We start from the raw sequence: 18,298 nt of genomic DNA, 5'->3' as shown, positions 1-18,298 counted from the left end.
TTTCCGTCAATTTCCGGCGGAACTCTTCCGCCACACGCCTTCGCGTTCCAACAATTTCGTCGCGGCCACCTGCTCGGCTCCGCGCTTGGATCTGTCCGTTCCGGTCTCCGGCGCGACACCCGTGACTTCGACGGTTACCGTGAAGCGGGGGTCGTGGTCGGGGCCGGAGCGCTCATCCGTCCGGTAGGCCGGCGCGATGCCGAACTTGGCATGCGCCCATTCCTGCAATTCGGTCTTTGCATCGCGGCGCGCCCCATCGGCACGCACCGCGCGATCTTTCCAATGGCGCAGCACGAAGCCGCGGGCAGCTTCGAGACCGCCGTCGAGATAGATGGCGGCGATCAGCGACTCTACCACATCCGCACGCACATTCATCATTGCCTTGCCGGTTATCTTCTTGACGTCCGAGCCTGTGCGGATGAATTGGTGCAGCTCCAGGTCGTCGGCGACCTTGGCGCAGCTTTCGGCGCTGACGAGCTGGTTCAGCCGGACCGAAAGCTCGCCCTCATTGGCATCGCGAAAGGTCTGGAACAGAAGCTCCGCCACGCAAAGCCCGAGCACCCGGTCACCCAGGAATTCGAGGCGCTGATAGTTGGAACCCTTGGCGCTTCGCGCGCTGGAATGGGTGAGCGCCCGATCAAGGCGCTCCTTCTCCGTGAACTGATAACCGATCACGGCCTCAAGCTTTACCCGATCCTCCGCGCCCAGCGACCGCGACTTCATCATTCGACCGCCTTGAACAGACGGTCGTAGCGCAGGTTCGTCGGCCACTTCCACACTTCGCGGAACGACGTGTCGTGACCGAGTGAGAAGAAGATCATGCTGGCGCGGCCGACGAGGTTTTCGGCAGGCACGAAGCCGACGTCGAAGCGGCTGTCAGCCGAGTTGTCGCGGTTGTCGCCCATCATGAAGTAATGGCCGGCGGGCACGATGAATTCGCGGGTATTGTCGCCGCGCGCATCCGGGAACTGGTCAAGCGTGTCATAGGAGACGCCATTGTCCATCGTTTCGCGGAAAACCGGAACGTCGCCGCCGGTGTCGTACTGGTCGTCGGCGCGGAAGCCGCCATCCGGCGTGCGCTCGACCGGCTTGTCGTTGATGTAGAGGATGCTGTTGCGCACCTGGATGCGGTCGCCCGGCAGGCCGACGAGGCGCTTGATGTAGTCGATATCCGGGTTCGGCGGGAAGCGGAAGACGACGATATCGCCGCGCTTCGGCTCACTTGCGAAGATGCGGCCGGAAAACAGATCGGGCGAAAGCGGCAGCGAGTACTTGGAGAAGCCGTAGGCGAACTTGTTGACGAAGATGTAGTCGCCAACCAGCAGCGTCGGCATCATCGAGCCGGACGGAATGGTGAAGGGCTGAAAGAGAACCGTACGGATGACCAAGGCCAGGAGCAATGCCTGGATGACGACCTTCACGTTCTCCCAGAGGCCGCTCTGCTTCGCTTCTGTCTTTTCTGCCACGCTACTGTGTTCCTTTATCATCGCAACGCCCGCGCGGGGCCTGCTCTCAACTTTTGTCCGTACTCTCGGTCCGGCTTTGGACTGCGCGCAATCCCGGTCTCATATGCTGCAAACCGCCGCCCCTTCAATCGGTCAGGGCCGGTTTTTCCAGCGGAATGCTCTAAACCGTTCCCTCAATCGGGGCAACGGGCAGCGCCTCGATAATCACGAAGGCCTGGGCCAGTGGGAAATCATCGGTAATCGTCAGATGAATGGCGGCGCGATGATGCGGCGGCAACATCTGCTCCAGACGCGCGGCGGCACCGCCGGTCAGGTTCATTGTCGGCTTGCCGCCCGGCAAATTGATGACCCCCATGTCCTTCCAGAAGACGCCCTGCGCGAGGCCTGTGCCGAGCGCCTTGGAACAGGCTTCCTTGGCGGCGAAGCGCTTGGCGTAGGATGCCGCGCGGTTCTTCCGCCCTTCGGACTTGGCGATCTCGATTTCGGTGAAACAGCGCTGAACGAAGCGCTCGCCGAAGCGGGAAAGCGAGTTTTCGATCCGCCTGATATCGATCAGATCGCTGCCTATGCCTATGATCATGAAGAGGATCCGAGCTCTTTGGTGCGTGCCCGGCGGCGCTTTTGGAAGAGCCGGGCCGCCTGGTAGGCCGCAATATAGGAAAGGACGGCGCCGCCTGCCGCGAGCGGCAATGAGCCGACCAGCATCGGCTTGAACACCGGACCCCAAAGGGCCGGAAGGTCGAGGTGCTCGACCATGCGCATGACGTCGGCCGAGCTCGCAGCGTGTGCGCTCTCGACGCCGAGGATTGCCGTCCCGAGTTCGTAGGACGCCGTCAGGATCATCGGGATCGTGACGGGATTGGCGAGCGCGGTCGTGATCGCCGCCGCGACGAGATTGCCCGAGAACAGGAAAGCGAGCGCAACCGCAATAAGGATATGCAGACCGAAAAACGGCGTGAAAGACGAAGCGGCACCCGCCGCCACGCCGACGGCAATCGAATGCGGTGTAGATGAAAGGCGCAACACACGCAGCGTCACATAACGCAGGCCGCGTGCAAAACCCTTGCGCGGCCAAACGAGGGACCGCAGCCTTTCGGAAATCGTAACCGGTTTTCTGCGCCTGAATAACATTATGCCGTCATGACCGCGTCTTGAAGCCGTCAGCCGGCACAAGACCGCGCGTCCGCCTGTTTTCTGGCCGCAAGATAGGCGTCCTGCCTGTCGCTTGCAACCCGCACAGGCGCCGCGCGCATGTCGCAGGCGAGCCATCCACCGAACGCATGGCTCGGCATCCCGCCAGAAGACGGGACGCAGCGGGCTTAGTAGTTACGGAACAGGCCGCGATCGATCTGGCGCTGGCGGTACTCGAGGTCGATACGGTCGACCGAGTTATTGAGATAGGCGAGCTCGCGCTCTTCCTGAGTGGGGACGCGCAGAGCGCGGGTGATCTTCTTCAACTGACTAAACATGGCAAACCTCTTTGTTTACCTCCCGACCGAGAAGATAGTTTAGAGGTCCCTGTTCCACCAGACACAGGAAATGGCGGCAGCCATGCGCTGATGGCATGGCTTGCCATTTCGCCCCGCGCAGGCTGCCTGTTTTGCAGGCATTTGCGCAAGGCGCGGCCAGTCGGCTCATTCAAACAGGCGCTTCACCATGGACACGCTCGGCAATTCCTTGAGCTGCGTGATCAGGTGGTTGAGCTGGCGCAGGTCCCAGACTTCGAGGTCGAACTGCAGTTCGCTGAAGTCCGCAGCCACGCGCCCCATCGACAAAGTCCGGATGTTGACGTCGCTGGTGGCGATCGCCTGAGCCACCTCGGCCAGCGTCCCCGGCTCGTTCAGGGCGCTGATCGCGATGCGGGCGATGAAGCGGCTGCTGTTGGCCTCGTCCAGATCCCAGCGCACGTCGATCCAGCGCTCCGGCTCGTCATCGAACTTCTGCAGGATCGGCGACTGGATCGGGTAGATGGTGATCCCCTTGTCCTTCTCCATGATGCCGACGATGCGGTCGCCCGGGATGGCCCCGGCCGGGCTGAAGTGAACCTCGGCATTGCCCGAGAGACCGCGGATCGGCAGGGCCTCCGGCCCCTCGACCTGGGCGACACCGTTGGCATCCTTGCCGCGGCCCGGCAACTTGAACACCATGCCGGCGGCACTGCGCATGTTGAACCAGCCGTCGTCGGCACTGGGCTTCACCGTGACCCGCTCGTCCTGATGATCCGGGAAGACCGCACGCAGCACGTCGAGCGAGGAAAGCTCGCCACGGCCGACGGAGGCGATGGCGTCCTCGACTTCCTTCTGACCGAGCCGATGCAGCGCCGGCTTCAGCGCCTCGCGCGAAAAGCTCTTGCCGGCGCGCTCGAAGGTGCGCTCAAGAATGCGATAGCCGAGGCCGGCATATTGCTTGCGGATGGCCGCACGCGTCGCGCGGCGGATCGCCGAGCGGGCCTTGCCGGTAACGACGATTTCTTCCCAGGCCGGCGGCGGCACCTGGATGCCCGAGCGGATGATCTCCACTTCGTCGCCATTATTGAGGCGGGTGACCAGCGGCATGATACGGCCGTTGATCTTGGCGCCGACGCAGGTGTCGCCAATATTTGTGTGAACGGCATAGGCAAAGTCGATTGGCGTCGCGCCGCGCGGCAGTGCGATCAACTGGCCCTTGGGCGTGAAACAGAATACCTGATCCTGGAAAAGTTCGAGCTTGGTGTGCTCCAGGAACTCTTCCGGGTTGTCGCCTTCCGCGAGCGATTCGATCGTGCGCCGGAGCCAGGAATAGGCGTTCGACGTCGGCGACAGGGCCGCATCTGCCGACGCACCCTCCTTGCCCTCCCTGTCCTTGTAGAGCGAGTGCGCCGCGATACCGTATTCGGCGATGTCGTTCATGCGTCGGGTGCGGATCTGTAGCTCGATGCGCTGGCGGGACGGGCCGACGATGGTGGTGTGGATCGACTGGTAGTCGTTCTGCTTCGGTGTCGAGATGTAATCCTTGAAGCGGCCCGGGACGACGCGCCAGCGCGTATGGACGATGCCGAGCGCCCGGTAGCAGGACGGGATATCGTCGACGATGATGCGGAAGCCCCAGACGTCGGACAGCTGCTCGAAGGACAGCGACTTCGACTGCATCTTGCGGAAGACCGAATAGGGCTTCTTCTGCCGACCCTTCACCTGCGCCGCCTTCAGGCCCTCGGCCTGAAGCAGCTCGCGAAGCTCGTCCTCGATCTTCTTGATCAGACCCTCGTTGCGCTCGGACAATTCCTCCAGCCGCCGGGTGACCGTTTCGAAGGCCTCGGGATTGATATGGCGGAACGAGAGGTTTTCAAGCTCCTCACGCATGTCTTGCATACCCATGCGGCCGGCGAGCGGCGCGTAGATATCCATGGTCTCTTCGGAGATGCGGGCGCGCTTTTCCGCCGACATGTGGTCGAGCGTGCGCATGTTGTGCAGCCGGTCGGCGAGCTTCACGAGCAAAACCCGCACATCGTCCGAAATGGCGAGCAGCAGCTTGCGCAGGTTCTCCGCCTGCTTGGCCTTCTTGGTGACGAGATCGAGCTTCTTGATCTTCGTCAGTCCTTCGACGAGCGCGCCGATATCCTCGCCGAAGAGATCGTCGATTTCCTGCCGTGTGGCCGTCGTGTCCTCGATCGTGTCGTGCAGAAGAGCAACGGCGATGGTCGACTCGTCGAGACGCATCTCGGTCAGGATCGCCGCCACCTCCAGAGGATGGGATATGTAGGGATCGCCGCTTGCCCGCTTCTGCTGGCCATGCTTCTGCATCGCATAGACGTAAGCCTTGTTGAGCAAGGCTTCATTGACGTCGGGCTTGTACTTCTGCACGCGCTCAACGAGCTCGTATTGGCGCATCATTCGCTGGCGATCCTCTAGATCATGATGATTTCAGGTCCCATCGACCTAAAATCATAAACGTGATCGTTCTCCTAATTTAGAGCGGGATGCGGGCGGAAAACCGCAAACACTTCCTTTTCTCGCTCTAGAAGAAATCAATAAAAAAGTGCGCCAATCATACGAGTGGCGCACTGCTTTGAAAACACGTGGGAACGGGCGTTCCGCGACGGATCTCAGTAGTCGTCGCTCTTTTCCGGCGGCACCAGACCTTCGATACCGGCAAGCAGCTCTTCTTCCGACATGCGGTCGAAGGTGATGGCTTCCGGCTGATCTTCGTCTTCGGCGACTTCGGTAAACGTCGTCTCGGCATCGGTCTGAAGCAGCGAAGCCGGATCGGGCTCGGGCTCGTCCACTTCGACATGCTTCTGCAGCGAGTGGATCAGGTCTTCCTTGAGGTCGCCGGGAGACAGGGTCTCGTCTGCAATCTCGCGGAGCGCGACGACGGGGTTTTTGTCGTTGTCGCGATCGATGGTGATGGCGGCGCCCTGAGAAATCAGGCGCGCGCGGTGGCTGGCAAGCAGAACGAGTTCGAAACGGTTATCGACCTTGTCGATGCAATCTTCGACGGTGACGCGGGCCATTGCCTGTCCTTTTGGGCTCGAAGCGCGGCGGCATCGCCGCTGCACGGATTGACAACACGAAACCGGAGCAGTCGCCTGACGGCGCCTCATCGGGTCCGATTTCTGGAATTAAGCGCCCGGATACAATCAAAACAAGGCAAGTTCAAGTTTTTCCTTCAAGGGACGCTCACGTAACGTCACACTTCGTGATAAAATGCGATGCGAATGAGTTGGAGACGTCGCTCACACATTACGGTTGTATTTTCTGGCCATAAATAAAGCCCCTGATGGAAAAAGCGACCCAGAGATGTGGACGATCTATAGCAACTGCTAAAACTAGCTATATTCGCGAGCGCGCGGCTGGAATAATGCAATACATAAGCTACATTATTTGCCATATCAGCAATTATTAATGTAATCGACTTACTTTTGCGCACCCGCCGGCAGGCGGCCTTTGATGCGCCGCGATTGAAAAAGGAAAGACGATGTTCGACCCCCGCGAAAAAATCGCACTCTTTATCGACGGCGCGAATCTTTATGCGGCATCGAAAAGCCTCGGCTTCGACATCGACTATCGTAAGCTCCTGAAAGCATTCCAGAAGCGCGGCTATCTGCTGCGCGCCTACTACTACACGGCCCTCATCGAGGATCAGGAATACTCTTCAATCCGCCCGCTCATCGATTGGCTAGACTATAACGGTTACAAGGTCGTGACGAAGCCGGCCAAGGAATTCACCGACTCGCTCGGCCGCCGCAAGATCAAGGGCAATATGGATATCGAACTGGCGATCGATGCCATGGAACAGTCCGAAACCGTCGATCACCTCGTCATCTTCTCCGGCGATGGCGATTTCACCACGCTGGTGGAAGCCCTGCAGCGCAGGGGGCGCAAGGTTTCTGTCGTTTCGACCATGTCGACGCAGCCGCCCATGATTGCCGACGACCTGCGCCGCCAGGCCGACCACTTTATCGATCTTGCGACGCTGCGTGCCGAAATCGGCCGCGAACCGTCCGAACGTACCCCGCGACACAACACCGAGCCGGTGGCCGATCCGGTCGAGATCTGAGGCGTTCATTCGAACGCAAGGCGCGTGATCGCGATTGCGCGAGCGCCGCTTGAACCAGTACGCGTCAACGACGTCGATCGTTGAGTTCTCTCAATAAATATCAAAAATTGCAGGCAGGGCTTTCAGCGCGCCGTGGCCGACAGCTGCGTTGCATCGGCCGTCTTTGGCGGACGCAACGCAAAGCGATTTCTCTTAGCCACGGTCCTTCAGCAGGCGGCTTTTCTGCCGGTTCCAGTCGCGTTCTTTCGAGCTCTCCCGCTTGTCGTGCAGCTTCTTGCCCTTGCCGAGCGCCAGCTCCAACTTGGCGCGGCCGCGATCGTTGAAGTAGATCTTCAGCGGGATCAGCGACATGCCTTCGCGGTTGACGGCGCCCTGCAACCGATTGACCTCGCGCTTCGACAGGAGCAGTTTCCGCCGCCGCCGCGTTTCATGATTGAAACGGTTCGCCTGCAGATATTCCGGCAGATAGGAGTTGATCAGCCAGATCTCGCCGCCCTCGTCCGTCGCATAGGATTCGGCAATGTTGGCCTTGCCTTCGCGCAACGACTTGACCTCGGTGCCGGTCAAAACCAGACCGGCCTCGTAGGTGTCGACGATCTCGTAGTTGAAGCGGGCCTTACGGTTTTCCGCCACAACCTTATTGACCGTGCGCTGGCTTCCTTTGGGTGCCATCAGTTCATCAATCCTGCATGTCTGAGTGCTGCATCGATCGCGGCCTCGGTTGCCGGCTCGAGCGTCGGCAACAGCGGCGAGCGCACGGTGCGGCTCATACGACCGAGGCGGTTCAGCGCATACTTGGCGCCGCAGAGACCCGGCTCCATGAAGATCGCCTTGTGCAACGGCATCAACTTGTCCTGATAGGCAAGCGCCGTGGCATAATCGCCGGCAAGCGTCGCTTGCTGGAACTCGGCGCAAAGGCGTGGCGCAACGTTTGCCGTGACCGAAATGCAGCCAACGCCGCCATGGGCGTTGAAGCCGAGCGCGGTTGCGTCTTCGCCCGAAAGCTGGACGAACTCCGGACCACAGGCCATGCGCTGCTCGGAGACGCGCTCGATCTTGCCGGTGGCATCCTTGACGCCGATGATGTTGGCGTAAGCCTTGCTGAGCGCCGCCATGGTCTCGACACTCATATCCACAACCGAGCGGCCGGGGATGTTGTAGATGACGATCGGCAGCTTCACGCTCTCGGCGATCGCGGCATAGTGCGCGAAGAGGCCCTTCTGCGTCGGCTTGTTGTAGTAGGGCGTAACCACGAGGATCGCATCGGCGCCAGCCTTTTCGGCGTGCTGTGCAAGCTCGATCGCTTCCGTCGTGTTGTTGGAGCCGGCGCCGGCGATAACAGGCACGCGCTTGGCAGCCGCTTCGATGCAGAGCTCGACCACCTTCTTGTGCTCATCATGCGAAAGGGTCGGAGACTCGCCGGTGGTGCCGACGGGCACCAGGCCATGGCTGCCTTCTTTTATCTGCCATTCCACATGCGCGACGAAACCATCCGCATCCACCGCGCCGGTGGCGGTGAACGGTGTTACGAGAGCGGGAATGGAACCCTTGAACATGCACAACTCCTGACGGCGTAAAAGCGAAGTCTGCACTCATGCTTTGGCCGTAATCGACGGTTAAAAAACTGCCGCACCATAATCATGTGAGGTGGCTGCGGCAAGCGTTGTAACACGGCATTTCACGCCGGTTTTCATGCAAAAGCTTGATGTTTGGCCTGCATAGTCACGACCGCCCAACCAGGGCGAGAGCGGGTTTGGCGCAATTGTTACGATCGATACTGGCCGCCCGTCTTGTCATCGGACAATCTGGCGGCGGATGAATGTTGGACACGGGGAACACGGGGTTCTTGATGCGCGGGTCAATATATCTGCCTGTCGCCGCCATCATCGGCGCGGTGCTTCTGGCAGCGCCAACGGGCAACGCAGAAACCCTTGACCGCATACCAGTTCCGACACGTAAGCCCGCGCTCTTGGACAAGGCGGCCCCCATTGCCGCGAGCGAAACCACGAATGCCATAGCGACGGCTGCTGGACCCGTCAGCAACGATCTCAAGACGGGGCTCGATGCTCTGTCCAACAAGCAGCCGGCCGCAGCGATTGCCGTACGCGACGCGATGACCGAAGGCACGCTCGACCGGCACATATTGACCTGGGCGATCGCCGTTTCCGGCCAGCGGGGCGTACCTTCCTTTGAAATCGCCGATGCCCAACGGGAATTGCAGGGATGGCCGGGGCTGAAATCGCTGCGCGCCAACTCCGAACGAGCGCTCTATCGAGAGAACCCGCCGGCGGCCGATGTGCTCGCCGCTTTCGGCAACACGCAGCCGGAAACGACGGAAGGCTCCCTCATTCTTGCGCGTGCTCTCGTCGCCACCGGAAAAGCCGACATAGCCGCCAAGAACCTGCGTGCGATCTGGCAACGCGACACGCTCGACAAGGACATCGAGACCAAGATCCTTGACGAGTTTTCCGGCCTCTTGACCACAGACAATCATCAGCGCCGCATGGTGCTGCTTCTCTATCGCAACCGCGCCGAGCAGGCCGAACGGTTCGGCGACCTTGGAAAAGCTCAATCGCTTTATCGCGCCTGGGCGGCGGTCAGCCGTGGCAGCGACAAGGCGCCGGCCCTCATCGCAGCGGTCGATCCCGCCTGGCGCAAGGACGCAGCCTATCTCTTCATTCAGATCGAGTACCTGCGCAAACAGAAGAAATACGAGGAAGCAGCGAAGCTCCTTGCGCGCATGCCCAAAGACAAGGGCGCCCTGGTCAACCCTGGCGAATGGTGGGTCGAGCAACGCGTCGTCAGCCGCGGGCTGCTCGACAGCGGCGATTTTCGAGGCGCCTATCGGATCGCCGCCGGCCATCTCGCGACTGACGCGACCGCTATTATCGACGCCGAGTTTCATGCCGGGTGGTATGCCCTGCGCGGCATGGAGGACCCGGCGACCGCAGCGCGTCACTTCCGCCGCATTCTGGATGTGTCGAGCCGTCCCCTCTCCGCTTCGCGCGCTTGGTACTGGCTCGGGCGCTCGGCCGAGGCCGGCGGACCGGGTGACGCCAACGGGTATTTCGCAAACGCAGCCCGCTATCCCGGAACGTTCTACGGGCAACTCGCAGCCGCCCGGCTGGGTCGCAAGACGCTGAACGTCGCCTATCCGGCCCCGACGGCAGACGACCGATCGCGGTTCGAAAGCCGCGAGGCGGTGCGCGCCATCACGCGGCTTGAAGGCACAGGCCACACCTGGCGCGCCGACAGCATCTACCGGGCGCTTGCCGACGAACTGACGAGCCCCGGCGAACTGGCGCTGCTTTCCGCCCGAGCGGAAAAAACCGGCAATCACCAACTCTCGCTCCAGGTCGGCAAGATTGCCTTTGGGCGCGGCATCGATGTTGCAGCGCTCGCGTTTCCCGTGGGCGTGATCCCGTCAAGCGCCAATATCGACGGCTCCGGCAAGGCACTCGCCTATGCGATCGCGCGCCAGGAAAGCGCCTTCAACCCGGGCGCCATTTCCACCGCCAACGCCCGCGGTCTGTTGCAGTTGATGCCGGGAACGGCCAAGGGCGTTGCCAGCCGCTACGGCCTTGCCTACTCGCAGGAACGGCTGACGAGTGACGCGGGTTATAACGCCACGCTCGGCGCCCACTATCTCGGCGAACAGATCAGCAGTTTCGGCGGCTCCTACATCCTCACCTTTATCGCCTACAATGCCGGCCCGCGCCGCGTTCCGGAATGGCTCGACCGCTACGGCGACCCGCGCGGCAAGCCGATCGACGAGGTCGTCGATTGGATCGAACGCATTCCGTTTCAGGAAACGCGCACCTATGTCCAACGGGTGATGGAGAACTATCAGGTCTACAAATCGAGGCTCGGGCAAAAAGCCGATATCGTCGAAGACTTGAGAATGGGACGGCAATAGCCGGCCTCAGCCGCGATCAAATAATTGTGATCAGCGCCGACGGCACAAACCGTGGCCTCAATCATTTCCTCTGCAAAAGCCAAGACTTTTCCGAACGGAATGGTGAGCATTATGAAGACCTTGACAATCGTTGCCCTATCGCTGGCAACCGCCATGAGCAGCGTGCCGCCGGCCGGCGCGTTCCCAAGCGCTCCGCCGATCGTCTCCGGGACGACCAATGTGCAACAGGTGCAGTTCCCGTCCGAGCGTGGGGAGGAACGGAAGAACCGATCTAGCTGCGCCGTTCCCTATTGCGAACTTCGCGGGCGACACGGCACCTACCGTGATCGGGATCGAAACTATCGCGACTATAATCGCAGCGGGTATTACCGCGACAGGTACTACCGGGATCGATATCGCCGCCACTATGACCATGACGACAACGACGTCGGGGCGGTGATCGGCGGACTGGCCGCAGGTGCGATCATCGGCGGTCTGTTGAGCCAACCGCGATATGACAACGGCCCGAGATACTACGATGGACCAAGAGCCGTAAGCGGCGACGCGCACCAGCGGTGGTGCTACGCGCGCTATCGCTCCTACAGGGCCTGGGACAACAGCTATCAGCCTTATGGTGGCCCGCGGCGCCAATGCAGTTCGCCCTACTGAGCTCGATTGAGCAGACCGCTCCTATTGCGCCGACAGCCAAGACTGTTGGCTGGCCAGCCATGTTTGGGCCGCCAAACAGCTTATGGCGGCTCGACCAGCTTGCCCTTCCCTTTCAAACGGATAGGATTTCAGCTGTTTGGGGGGAGCAGCATGGGTCAAGGCACATACCGCGAGCATTACTTCCATAGTTCCGACGGATTGCTCCTCTACGCGCGAAGCTACGGCCCTCCCCCTTCGCCATCCGCCGAAACCCCCATCATCTGTCTGCCAGGCCTCACCCGCAACAGCCGGGACTTTCACCAGTTCGCGCGTTTTCTTTCAACGTCACGGGGCTTGCCGGTCATCACACTGGACTACCGCGGGCGCGGCAACTCCGAGCGCGACACCGACAAGAGCCGATATACGGTCGCTGTCGAAACCGGCGATGTCATCACGGCCTGTACTTACTTCAACGTTGAAAAGGCGATCTTTATCGGCACTTCGCGTGGTGGCTTGATCCTCCACCAGCTCATCGATCGCGCCCCTTCGTTAATTGCAGCCGTAGTGCTCAACGACATCGGACCCGTAATCGAAATTGGAGGCCTGCTTGCGATCCGGGACTATCTCAACTCCAGCGCCGCTCCGGCAAGCTGGGCGAAAGCATCTGCGTACCTAAAGACACTGCACGGCGGCGACTTTCCAATCTTAAGCGACCGCGACTGGTCAGACATGGCCAAGGCGATATATCGCGACGACGATGGCGTCCCGGTCGCCGATTTCGATCCGGCGATTGCGCTGCCGCTGCGCGGCCTAACGCCCGAAACACCGTTGCCCGATCTCTGGAAATCTTTCGACGCCCTGAACCAGGTCCCCCTGATAGTCGTCAGGGGCGAGCATTCGCGGCTTCTTTCAGAGACGACAGTGCGCGAAATGCGCCGGCTACACAATGCGATGAGCGCCTTCATCGCGCCTGGCCAGGGCCATGCGCCGCTGCTTCATCTGGACGGTCCACGTGACGCAATCGCCGCATTTCTAAACGGCCTCCCGCGCTGGCGCTGACCCAAGGAAGCCGCGCCGACGCGGTCTTTACTTCCTGATCTCCTCAAGCACGATGATGCAAGTGCAGGACCAAAATTCACGGTGCCATACCAAAACGAAAAAACCCGGCTCGAAAGCCGGGTTTCTCTCTTCTGACCGAGGTCAGACGATATTAGAAGTCGCGCTGCAGGCGGACGAAGCCGAATACCTGATCCTGTTCGCCGTCAGCATCTTCGTACTGAACCGACACGCGGGTCGCGAGACCTTCGGTGATCTTGTAGTCGAGGGTGACGCCAGCGCGCCATGCGTCGTCACCGCTGAAGTCGGTGAGCGAGCCGTGGCTCAGGTTGTCGAAGTACTGAACGCCGGGGGTGATGGCCAGCTTGTCGGTTGCGTTGAAGCGGTACGACGCAGCAACGGTCCACTCAGACTTTTCCCAGTAAGCGTTCGGGTTCGAAGCCCAGATACCAGCGACCTGGAAGACGCCCGGGCCGAGGTCAGCCGAGAGCAGAGCGCGGATTGCGCCTTCTTCGAGTTCAGAGTCGTAGCCGCCGAGCAGGTCGAAGGAAACGCCACCGAGCGAAGCCGAAACGATACCGGAAACGCCAACACCGTTCGACTTGGTCGAGGTGCCTTCGAGTTCGTCAACCGAGAGACCGGCCTGGAACGAACCGCCGTCATAGAGGTAGGCGATCGAGTTGAATTCGGTGAAGTTGCCGAGCGAGTCGGTTTCGCCGTTCAGGCCCTTATCCCACCAGTTGTAGAAGAAACCGGCCTTGAGGCCACCGAGCTGGATGTAGGCTTCGTCAACGTCGATGAAGCTGTCGCCGATGTCGGTGTCGTTGTCAGCGTTGAACTCAGCAGCGAAGAAGCCGGTGAGCGTGCCGTACTCGGTGTCGCTCTTGGCGTCAAACGAGATGTAAGCGCGGGAGAAAACGTCCCAGTCCGACGTGGACTGACCGCCCAGGTTGCCCTGGTTGTAACGGCTGTCAGCAGCGTCTTCACCGAACGAACCCTGAACACGGATGAAGCCGCCGATCTTGAGGCAGGTTTCGGTGCCCGGGATGTAGAAGTAGCCAGTGCCAAAAGCGTCGCAAACGCGAACGTATTCCATGGGCTCCGGCTCTGCTGCGACGATAGCGTCGGCTGCCTGAGCGCCGGAAACTGCTGCGAGAGCTGCAGCGGAGCCGAGAAGAAGGCTCTTGATGTTCATTTCTGACCTCCAGTCAAAAGTTTCAAACGGGTCTGGGTATTTTGCTGAAGGACAGCTTTCCCTGCCCCATCCCCAACGTTCAAGAAGTCGGACGATCAACCGCCCTTGCTTCCGGAGTTGAAAATACAAGACCGGATCACCGGCGCAACGTCCAACTAGCGAGTTCACGTCCTTTGCATCGCCCTTCGCCGAGGCCTGTTGCTGAAACGACACAAAATCGCCGCAGACCCCGCAGAAAATTAACAAAGCATTAAGAAAACCCTTTAGCGACGGGGGGTTAGCATAAGGAAGGTGGGGGGAGCCTGTTTCAGAAAGAGGCAGAAACCCGCCCAAAACAGGGGAAAAGCTGGACGCGAACCCCGTTTCAGATGTCCAGTGAATGCCTAAAACAGCATTCGCTCCAAGAAAGCGCTTGGTGGAGAAAGGATGGAGGCCTGGGGAATCGGCAGAATCAACGCAGAGATTCGGCAAACGCCCCGACCAGGTGATTCTGGACGATGCAAAGATCAGCACCGCGCAGCACCAGGAATGCACGGGCGCCCTGGCGACGACTGCCGCAACGGCTCACGAACCACAATAAATGAATTTCAGTCGAGAGATAGCCGAAACCAGATGCTCGCTCGAAGGGCGGGGCGCAAAGGACATGGGGCTATTTGGGACAATGGCGGAGAAGAAGGGATTCGAACCCTCGATACCGTTTCCGGTATACTCCCTTAGCAGGGGAGCGCCTTCGACCACTCGGCCACCTCTCCGTTAGCGCCTGACTAGTGTCACTCAGCGGCCAATGCAAGATTTTTTTGTCGGTTTCCGGGAAATCCTCGCATTTTCATGTGGGCCGATCGGCAACCCCCGTCGTGCCGCGTCGTGTTCGCCCTCATCTCCGCAGGCAAGATCAGCGTACGCAGCGATGTGATTCCACATCGGCGCATCGCCTGCTGCTTACGATTTGCGCGCGAGGCGCTCGATCGCCTGTTGGGTCGCCGCGCCGAACTCGCCGTCGACCGGACCACCATAATACCCGCGGTCCTTCAGCAGGTTCTGCATTTCCTTGCGGAATGCGGGCGTGAAATTGTTGGGCTGGCTCTTCAGTTCATCGAGTTTCGCCGGATCGCCGCCCTCGACGCTGGCTGCAGCCCAGCGAACCGCCTCCTTCGCGTCCGCCTTGGTGCCGAGGCCGTAATCATAGAGGCGACTGAGGTTGCCCATCGCATAGGCGCTGCCGGCGTTGGCCGCCATCTCATACCAGGTGCGCGCCTGCACATAGTCCTGCGCGACACCATTGCCGATATCGTAGAACCAGCCGAGCAGCGCCATGGAATAGGAATCACCCACGTTGGCCGCCTTCTCGTACCAGATCTTGGCTTCCGGGTAGCTCTGCTCAGTCCCCAGCCCGTTCTGATAGGCCCAACCGAGCGACGACATGGCGTTGGCGTCGCCGCTTTCGGCTGCCTTCTTATACCAGGCGAGCGATTGTTGGAGGTCTTTCGGCAGGCCAAGACCTTCGCGATAGAACCAGCCCATCGTCGCCATGGCATTGGCATAGCCCTGATTGGCCGCCAGTTCATACCACCGGGCGGCTTCCGCATAGTCCTGCGCGATGCCGTCATAGCCCTCGCGATAGAGCCAGCCGAGCGAGGCCTGCCCGTAGGCATTGCCGGCGCGGGCCGCCTGGTCGAACATGCGCTTGCCCTCGTCGACGTCCACCGGCCCATCGGTCCCGTAGACCGAGAACCAGGCGAGATTGGTCAACGCATACATGTTGCCGCCGTCGGCCGCCTTTCGGTAGTTGCGCCGCGCCTCGACATAATTCCGGCCGGCGTCCTGCGCGCGCCCCAACATATTGACGAGCATCATATCGTCAGGGTTTTCGTTGACGGCTTGGGCACAGGCGGTGAGCGCCCTTTCGGCGTCGAGCTTCAGGAAATTGACCCCGAGGAAACCGGGCATCGACTGCGGCTCGCCGGCAAGCAGATAGCAATCGCGCGAAGCCTGGGTGTCCTTGCCGGTCGGCGAGACGTTGAGGCCCTTCTGTGGCTCGAGGGCCGCAATTTGCTGCTCGGCCTCCGCCTTGTGCTTGCTGTCAGGGTAGCGCTCGATGAAGCGCGTCAGCGCCGCCGCATCGGTCGACTGCTTCAAGGCGTCCCAGGCAATCTCGTCCGGCGTCACGCTCGATGTCTGCTCGGCTTCGCTCAAGAGCTTCAGCTTCTTTTCCGCGAGCATCTTATAGACCGGGTCCGAACCATGCTTGGCCAGGAAGGCGGTCAACAGGTCCTTGTCCGCGAGATCGCGGATGTTCTGCCAGTCGGCAGCCGCCTCGGATTGGCTGTTGGGCGACAACTGTCCGCCATTATTGGTGACGGTGATGTTCACCTCTTTGATGTTGAGAAAGATCTGGGCGCCGCCGAGCGAGCCGTAGACGAAAGGCTCCTGGCCGCGATTGGTCACAGACACCACCTCGTCGCGAACCTTTCCAAGCGCGATACGGACATCGACGCCCGGTTCCGTCAGATACTTGGCGAGTGCCGTGGCGAAGGGGCTGTTCTTGCCCTCCCCGTCGAGCGCGACCGTGCCGGCCTTCGAGGCGAAGGCGACGAGCAGATCGGCCGATTCGGGCTCGACGCGCGCCAGTCCGCGCGAAACGGCCCTGGTCGAGATCGAACGCGTCATGCTCTGCTCGAAAGGATTGTTGCGACAGGCGTCGAGAATCACCAGCTTGAGCTTGGTCGCGCCTTCCAGCGAACGCTGAACTCGATCGAGGCCGATCGCCTCGTCCTCGATATCCTTGTCAGTCTTCAGTTGCGCGTCGACGGGAAGCAGGAAGTTCTCGCCATTCATCTCCATGCCATGGCCGGAGTAATAGACGATCGCAACTTCGGCACCGGTCGCGAGATCCTCGAAGTCGCGCAGCGCCTTGACCATCTCCTGGCGACCGACATCGTGCACCGTCGTCACCGATTCGAACCCGGCATCCTCGAACGAAGCCTTCATCAGTTCGACGTCGTTGGCGGGGTTGTTGAGCGGCGACGTCGCTTCATATTTCTCATTGCCGATCAGCAGCGCGACGCGTTTTGCCGCCCATGCACCTGATGGCATCGACACAAGCAGCGCCACACAGACGATCGAAAGCGGCAGCCACCGCCGCGCAAGCCCCAAGGCCATGTTATTCCCTCCAGCACCCATCACCGTCTTCCGCCTTGCCCAGCGTGAACGACAGACGATGCCTCGCCCGATTACCCCTCGGAAGCGGCCATCGGCGCCCCGGTCATGTCTAATGAAAGTATTACGTATGAGGTTGGGGCTTTCAATGTGCGCGCATGCCAAATTTAGCGACGACGCCTGCCGATGGCACAAGGTCTAAGCAAGGCGGCGTGCTTAGCTCAATCACGGGGGGCGCGGCGAGTCCGCCAATAACACCACAGATCCGCCGAGGGCTGCGCTGATACGGAGCTTGCCATGTCGATGAAAATGCATGTCGCCGAGGGAAAGCCAGGCCAGCTCGCCACGACCCACCAGCATTATTTCATCGAGCGGCCGTGCAGGATCCTCGTCATTGGCCAGCACCTGAAAGCGAAGACAAAGTATCGGTGCCTGCTGCGCCATATCTCTATTGCCGGCGCGATGCTCGACTTCAATGCGACGATCCCGCTGCCGAAGCACTTCTTCCTCGAGATCGAGGGCTTCAAGGAAGAAATCGGTTGCTCCGAGGTTTACCGTGAGAGCGCGGAACTCGGGGTGCGTTTCAACATGCTGCTTTCGGCAGATTTCCTGAGACGCCTCATCCGCATGCAGTTTTCCAGCGGCGGACTTTGATCTCCTCAAATCAAGCGAGCCCCGACATTAGATTTTTAGTGATCGATTTCAGGGGATTGCAAGTTTCTTCTGCAAGACTGATTCTAGCATCGGTGGAAATCGTCCACCGATATGATGTGGGACAAATGAATTGTCCGGGGTCCACGAATGCGGTCAAAGGTTGATCGTGCCGTGCGACCCGGCACTGGCGGAGAAAGACGCATGCAGAACCAGACCATGTATTCCTGCGTCCCCTCGCCATTTTACGAGCGGCGCTACGAGCGTTTCAACATCGGCCATGCGGGCACGCTGACCGCCGTGCAGCCGGGGCTCGGAAGCGTCTCGGTCCGGTCCTGCCGGATGATCGACATATCGCGCGGCGGCGCGAGCTTTGCCGTCGACACCAATATCGGTCTGCCGCAACATTATTATCTGCACATCGTCGGCACTTCGCTTCGGATCGGCTGCGCAGAGGTCTATCGCAACGGCGAGCGCATCGGCGTCCAGTTCATCAAGCCGATCGAGCAGACCTTGCTGCGCGAAATCATCCGGCAGGAGTTCTTCACCGGGCAAGTCAAAAACGCAAAGCCGCGGCGATAGGCCAGCCACAAAACGAAAGGCGGCGGATTCCCGCAGCTTTTCTTTCGGGAATGATTCCGAATTGCCAAAGCATGCGATAAGTTCCCCCGTACGTCATCCGAACGGGGCCTTATC

17 protein-coding genes and 1 tRNA gene are annotated in these 18,298 nt (G+C 60.5%); 6 read left to right on the top strand and 12 right to left on the bottom strand.

Annotation, left to right across the window (positions count from 1 at the left end; genetic code table 11):
- Positions 1-6 precede the first annotated feature (6 nt).
- The 7 genes from rnc to rpoZ form a co-directional block, all read right to left on the bottom strand.
- Complete coding sequence (rnc, locus tag IB279_RS05780; RefSeq protein WP_090294803.1) at positions 7-723, bottom strand: ribonuclease III; 717 nt, start codon at positions 721-723, stop codon at positions 7-9.
- On the bottom strand, positions 723-1,466 hold the full coding sequence (lepB, locus tag IB279_RS05775; protein WP_060522099.1) for a signal peptidase I: 744 nt from the start codon (positions 1,464-1,466) through the stop codon (positions 723-725). Before lepB ends, rnc begins: the two co-directional genes overlap by 1 nt.
- Before the next feature lie 160 nt (positions 1,467-1,626).
- Positions 1,627-2,046: a holo-ACP synthase gene (gene acpS / locus IB279_RS05770; protein ID WP_034804122.1), complete on the bottom strand. Its 420-nt coding sequence runs from the start codon at positions 2,044-2,046 to the stop codon at positions 1,627-1,629.
- Positions 2,043-2,597, bottom strand: a complete 555-nt coding sequence (locus IB279_RS05765) for a DUF2062 domain-containing protein (RefSeq protein ID WP_034804125.1) — start codon at positions 2,595-2,597, stop codon at positions 2,043-2,045. The genes acpS and IB279_RS05765 overlap by 4 nt, the downstream gene beginning before the upstream one ends.
- A gap of 188 nt (positions 2,598-2,785) precedes the next feature.
- Positions 2,786-2,935, bottom strand: a complete 150-nt coding sequence (locus tag IB279_RS05760; protein WP_064816984.1) for a DUF3563 family protein — start codon at positions 2,933-2,935, stop codon at positions 2,786-2,788.
- Between the two features lie 165 nt (positions 2,936-3,100).
- Positions 3,101-5,335 carry a bifunctional (p)ppGpp synthetase/guanosine-3',5'-bis(diphosphate) 3'-pyrophosphohydrolase gene (locus IB279_RS05755; protein ID WP_034804141.1) on the bottom strand — a complete coding sequence of 745 codons (2,235 nt, stop codon included), beginning with the start codon at positions 5,333-5,335 and terminating at the stop codon, positions 3,101-3,103.
- 212 nt (positions 5,336-5,547) lie between these two features.
- Positions 5,548-5,955 carry a DNA-directed RNA polymerase subunit omega gene (gene rpoZ / locus IB279_RS05750; RefSeq protein WP_034804144.1) on the bottom strand — a complete coding sequence of 136 codons (408 nt, stop codon included), beginning with the start codon at positions 5,953-5,955 and terminating at the stop codon, positions 5,548-5,550.
- Between the two features lie 464 nt (positions 5,956-6,419).
- Here rpoZ and IB279_RS05745 point away from each other — a divergent pair, with 464 nt between their 5' ends.
- On the top strand, positions 6,420-7,001 hold the full coding sequence (locus IB279_RS05745; RefSeq protein ID WP_034804147.1) for an NYN domain-containing protein: 582 nt from the start codon (positions 6,420-6,422) through the stop codon (positions 6,999-7,001).
- Positions 7,002-7,193: 192 nt separating this feature from the next.
- On the opposite strand, the gene smpB is transcribed toward IB279_RS05745, so the two are convergent.
- Together smpB and dapA are read right to left on the bottom strand one after the other, a co-directional pair.
- Positions 7,194-7,673 (bottom strand): SsrA-binding protein SmpB, encoded by a 480-nt coding sequence (gene smpB, locus IB279_RS05740; RefSeq protein ID WP_034804150.1) that lies wholly within the window; start codon positions 7,671-7,673, stop codon positions 7,194-7,196.
- Positions 7,673-8,557 carry a 4-hydroxy-tetrahydrodipicolinate synthase gene (gene dapA / locus IB279_RS05735; protein ID WP_060580958.1) on the bottom strand — a complete coding sequence of 295 codons (885 nt, stop codon included), beginning with the start codon at positions 8,555-8,557 and terminating at the stop codon, positions 7,673-7,675. The genes smpB and dapA overlap by 1 nt, the downstream gene beginning before the upstream one ends.
- Before the next feature lie 293 nt (positions 8,558-8,850).
- Between dapA and IB279_RS05730 the strand changes: the two genes are divergently transcribed.
- The 3 genes from IB279_RS05730 to IB279_RS05720 all read left to right on the top strand — a co-directional run bounded on the left by IB279_RS05730 (position 8,851) and on the right by IB279_RS05720 (position 12,603).
- Complete coding sequence (locus tag IB279_RS05730; protein ID WP_162741442.1) at positions 8,851-10,917, top strand: lytic transglycosylase domain-containing protein; 2,067 nt, start codon at positions 8,851-8,853, stop codon at positions 10,915-10,917.
- 111 nt (positions 10,918-11,028) lie between these two features.
- Positions 11,029-11,565: a BA14K family protein gene (locus IB279_RS05725; protein WP_060580974.1), complete on the top strand. Its 537-nt coding sequence runs from the start codon at positions 11,029-11,031 to the stop codon at positions 11,563-11,565.
- 150 nt (positions 11,566-11,715) lie between these two features.
- The gene (locus tag IB279_RS05720; protein WP_192339164.1) at positions 11,716-12,603 is read left to right on the top strand and encodes an alpha/beta fold hydrolase; all 888 of its coding nucleotides are present in this window, start codon (positions 11,716-11,718) and stop codon (positions 12,601-12,603) included.
- 151 nt (positions 12,604-12,754) lie between these two features.
- Here the strand turns inward: IB279_RS05720 and IB279_RS05715 are convergent, their stop codons facing one another.
- The 3 genes from IB279_RS05715 to IB279_RS05705 all read right to left on the bottom strand — a co-directional run bounded on the left by IB279_RS05715 (position 12,755) and on the right by IB279_RS05705 (position 16,954).
- Positions 12,755-13,795: a porin gene (locus tag IB279_RS05715; RefSeq protein WP_034804167.1), complete on the bottom strand. Its 1,041-nt coding sequence runs from the start codon at positions 13,793-13,795 to the stop codon at positions 12,755-12,757.
- A 662-nt stretch (positions 13,796-14,457) separates the two neighbouring features.
- Positions 14,458-14,547, bottom strand: a tRNA-Ser gene (locus IB279_RS05710).
- Between the two features lie 187 nt (positions 14,548-14,734).
- Positions 14,735-16,954: a caspase family protein gene (locus IB279_RS05705; RefSeq protein ID WP_162741444.1), complete on the bottom strand. Its 2,220-nt coding sequence runs from the start codon at positions 16,952-16,954 to the stop codon at positions 14,735-14,737.
- A 294-nt stretch (positions 16,955-17,248) separates the two neighbouring features.
- Between IB279_RS05705 and IB279_RS05700 the strand changes: the two genes are divergently transcribed.
- Both IB279_RS05700 and IB279_RS05695 read left to right on the top strand, forming a co-directional pair.
- A complete protein-coding gene (locus tag IB279_RS05700; protein ID WP_060585995.1) occupies positions 17,249-17,605 on the top strand; it encodes a hypothetical protein in 357 nt (118 codons plus the stop codon).
- 201 nt (positions 17,606-17,806) lie between these two features.
- Positions 17,807-18,184, top strand: coding sequence for a PilZ domain-containing protein (locus tag IB279_RS05695; protein ID WP_034804171.1), 378 nt, complete (start codon positions 17,807-17,809; stop codon positions 18,182-18,184).
- The last annotated feature ends 114 nt before the right edge of the window (positions 18,185-18,298 follow it).

It is taken from the genome of Ensifer sp. ENS06, assembly GCF_014852205.1.
Taxonomy (GTDB): domain Bacteria; phylum Pseudomonadota; class Alphaproteobacteria; order Rhizobiales; family Rhizobiaceae; genus Ensifer; species Ensifer adhaerens.
The sequence above is the reverse complement of the archived record's forward strand: the minus strand, read 5'-3'. Positions and strand labels throughout refer to the sequence as shown.

What these genes read in the sequence shown, in the direction of transcription:
- IB279_RS05745 (WP_034804147.1), top strand. Translation starts at nt 6,420, where the DNA reads ATGTTCGACCCCCGCGAAAAAATCGCACTCTTTATCGACGGCGCGAAT.
- acpS (WP_034804122.1), bottom strand. Translation starts at nt 2,046, where the DNA reads ATGATCATAGGCATAGGCAGCGATCTGATCGATATCAGGCGGATCGAA.
- rnc (WP_090294803.1), bottom strand. Translation starts at nt 723, where the DNA reads ATGAAGTCGCGGTCGCTGGGCGCGGAGGATCGGGTAAAGCTTGAGGCC.
- smpB (WP_034804150.1), bottom strand. Translation starts at nt 7,673, where the DNA reads ATGGCACCCAAAGGAAGCCAGCGCACGGTCAATAAGGTTGTGGCGGAA.
- IB279_RS05725 (WP_060580974.1), top strand. Translation starts at nt 11,029, where the DNA reads ATGAAGACCTTGACAATCGTTGCCCTATCGCTGGCAACCGCCATGAGC.
- IB279_RS05760 (WP_064816984.1), bottom strand. Translation starts at nt 2,935, where the DNA reads ATGTTTAGTCAGTTGAAGAAGATCACCCGCGCTCTGCGCGTCCCCACT.
- IB279_RS05715 (WP_034804167.1), bottom strand. Translation starts at nt 13,795, where the DNA reads ATGAACATCAAGAGCCTTCTTCTCGGCTCCGCTGCAGCTCTCGCAGCA.
- dapA (WP_060580958.1), bottom strand. Translation starts at nt 8,557, where the DNA reads ATGTTCAAGGGTTCCATTCCCGCTCTCGTAACACCGTTCACCGCCACC.
- IB279_RS05730 (WP_162741442.1), top strand. Translation starts at nt 8,851, where the DNA reads ATGCGCGGGTCAATATATCTGCCTGTCGCCGCCATCATCGGCGCGGTG.
- IB279_RS05695 (WP_034804171.1), top strand. Translation starts at nt 17,807, where the DNA reads ATGCAGAACCAGACCATGTATTCCTGCGTCCCCTCGCCATTTTACGAG.
- IB279_RS05700 (WP_060585995.1), top strand. Translation starts at nt 17,249, where the DNA reads ATGTCGATGAAAATGCATGTCGCCGAGGGAAAGCCAGGCCAGCTCGCC.
- IB279_RS05765 (WP_034804125.1), bottom strand. Translation starts at nt 2,597, where the DNA reads ATGTTATTCAGGCGCAGAAAACCGGTTACGATTTCCGAAAGGCTGCGG.
- IB279_RS05755 (WP_034804141.1), bottom strand. Translation starts at nt 5,335, where the DNA reads ATGATGCGCCAATACGAGCTCGTTGAGCGCGTGCAGAAGTACAAGCCC.
- IB279_RS05705 (WP_162741444.1), bottom strand. Translation starts at nt 16,954, where the DNA reads ATGGCCTTGGGGCTTGCGCGGCGGTGGCTGCCGCTTTCGATCGTCTGT.
- rpoZ (WP_034804144.1), bottom strand. Translation starts at nt 5,955, where the DNA reads ATGGCCCGCGTCACCGTCGAAGATTGCATCGACAAGGTCGATAACCGT.
- IB279_RS05720 (WP_192339164.1), top strand. Translation starts at nt 11,716, where the DNA reads ATGGGTCAAGGCACATACCGCGAGCATTACTTCCATAGTTCCGACGGA.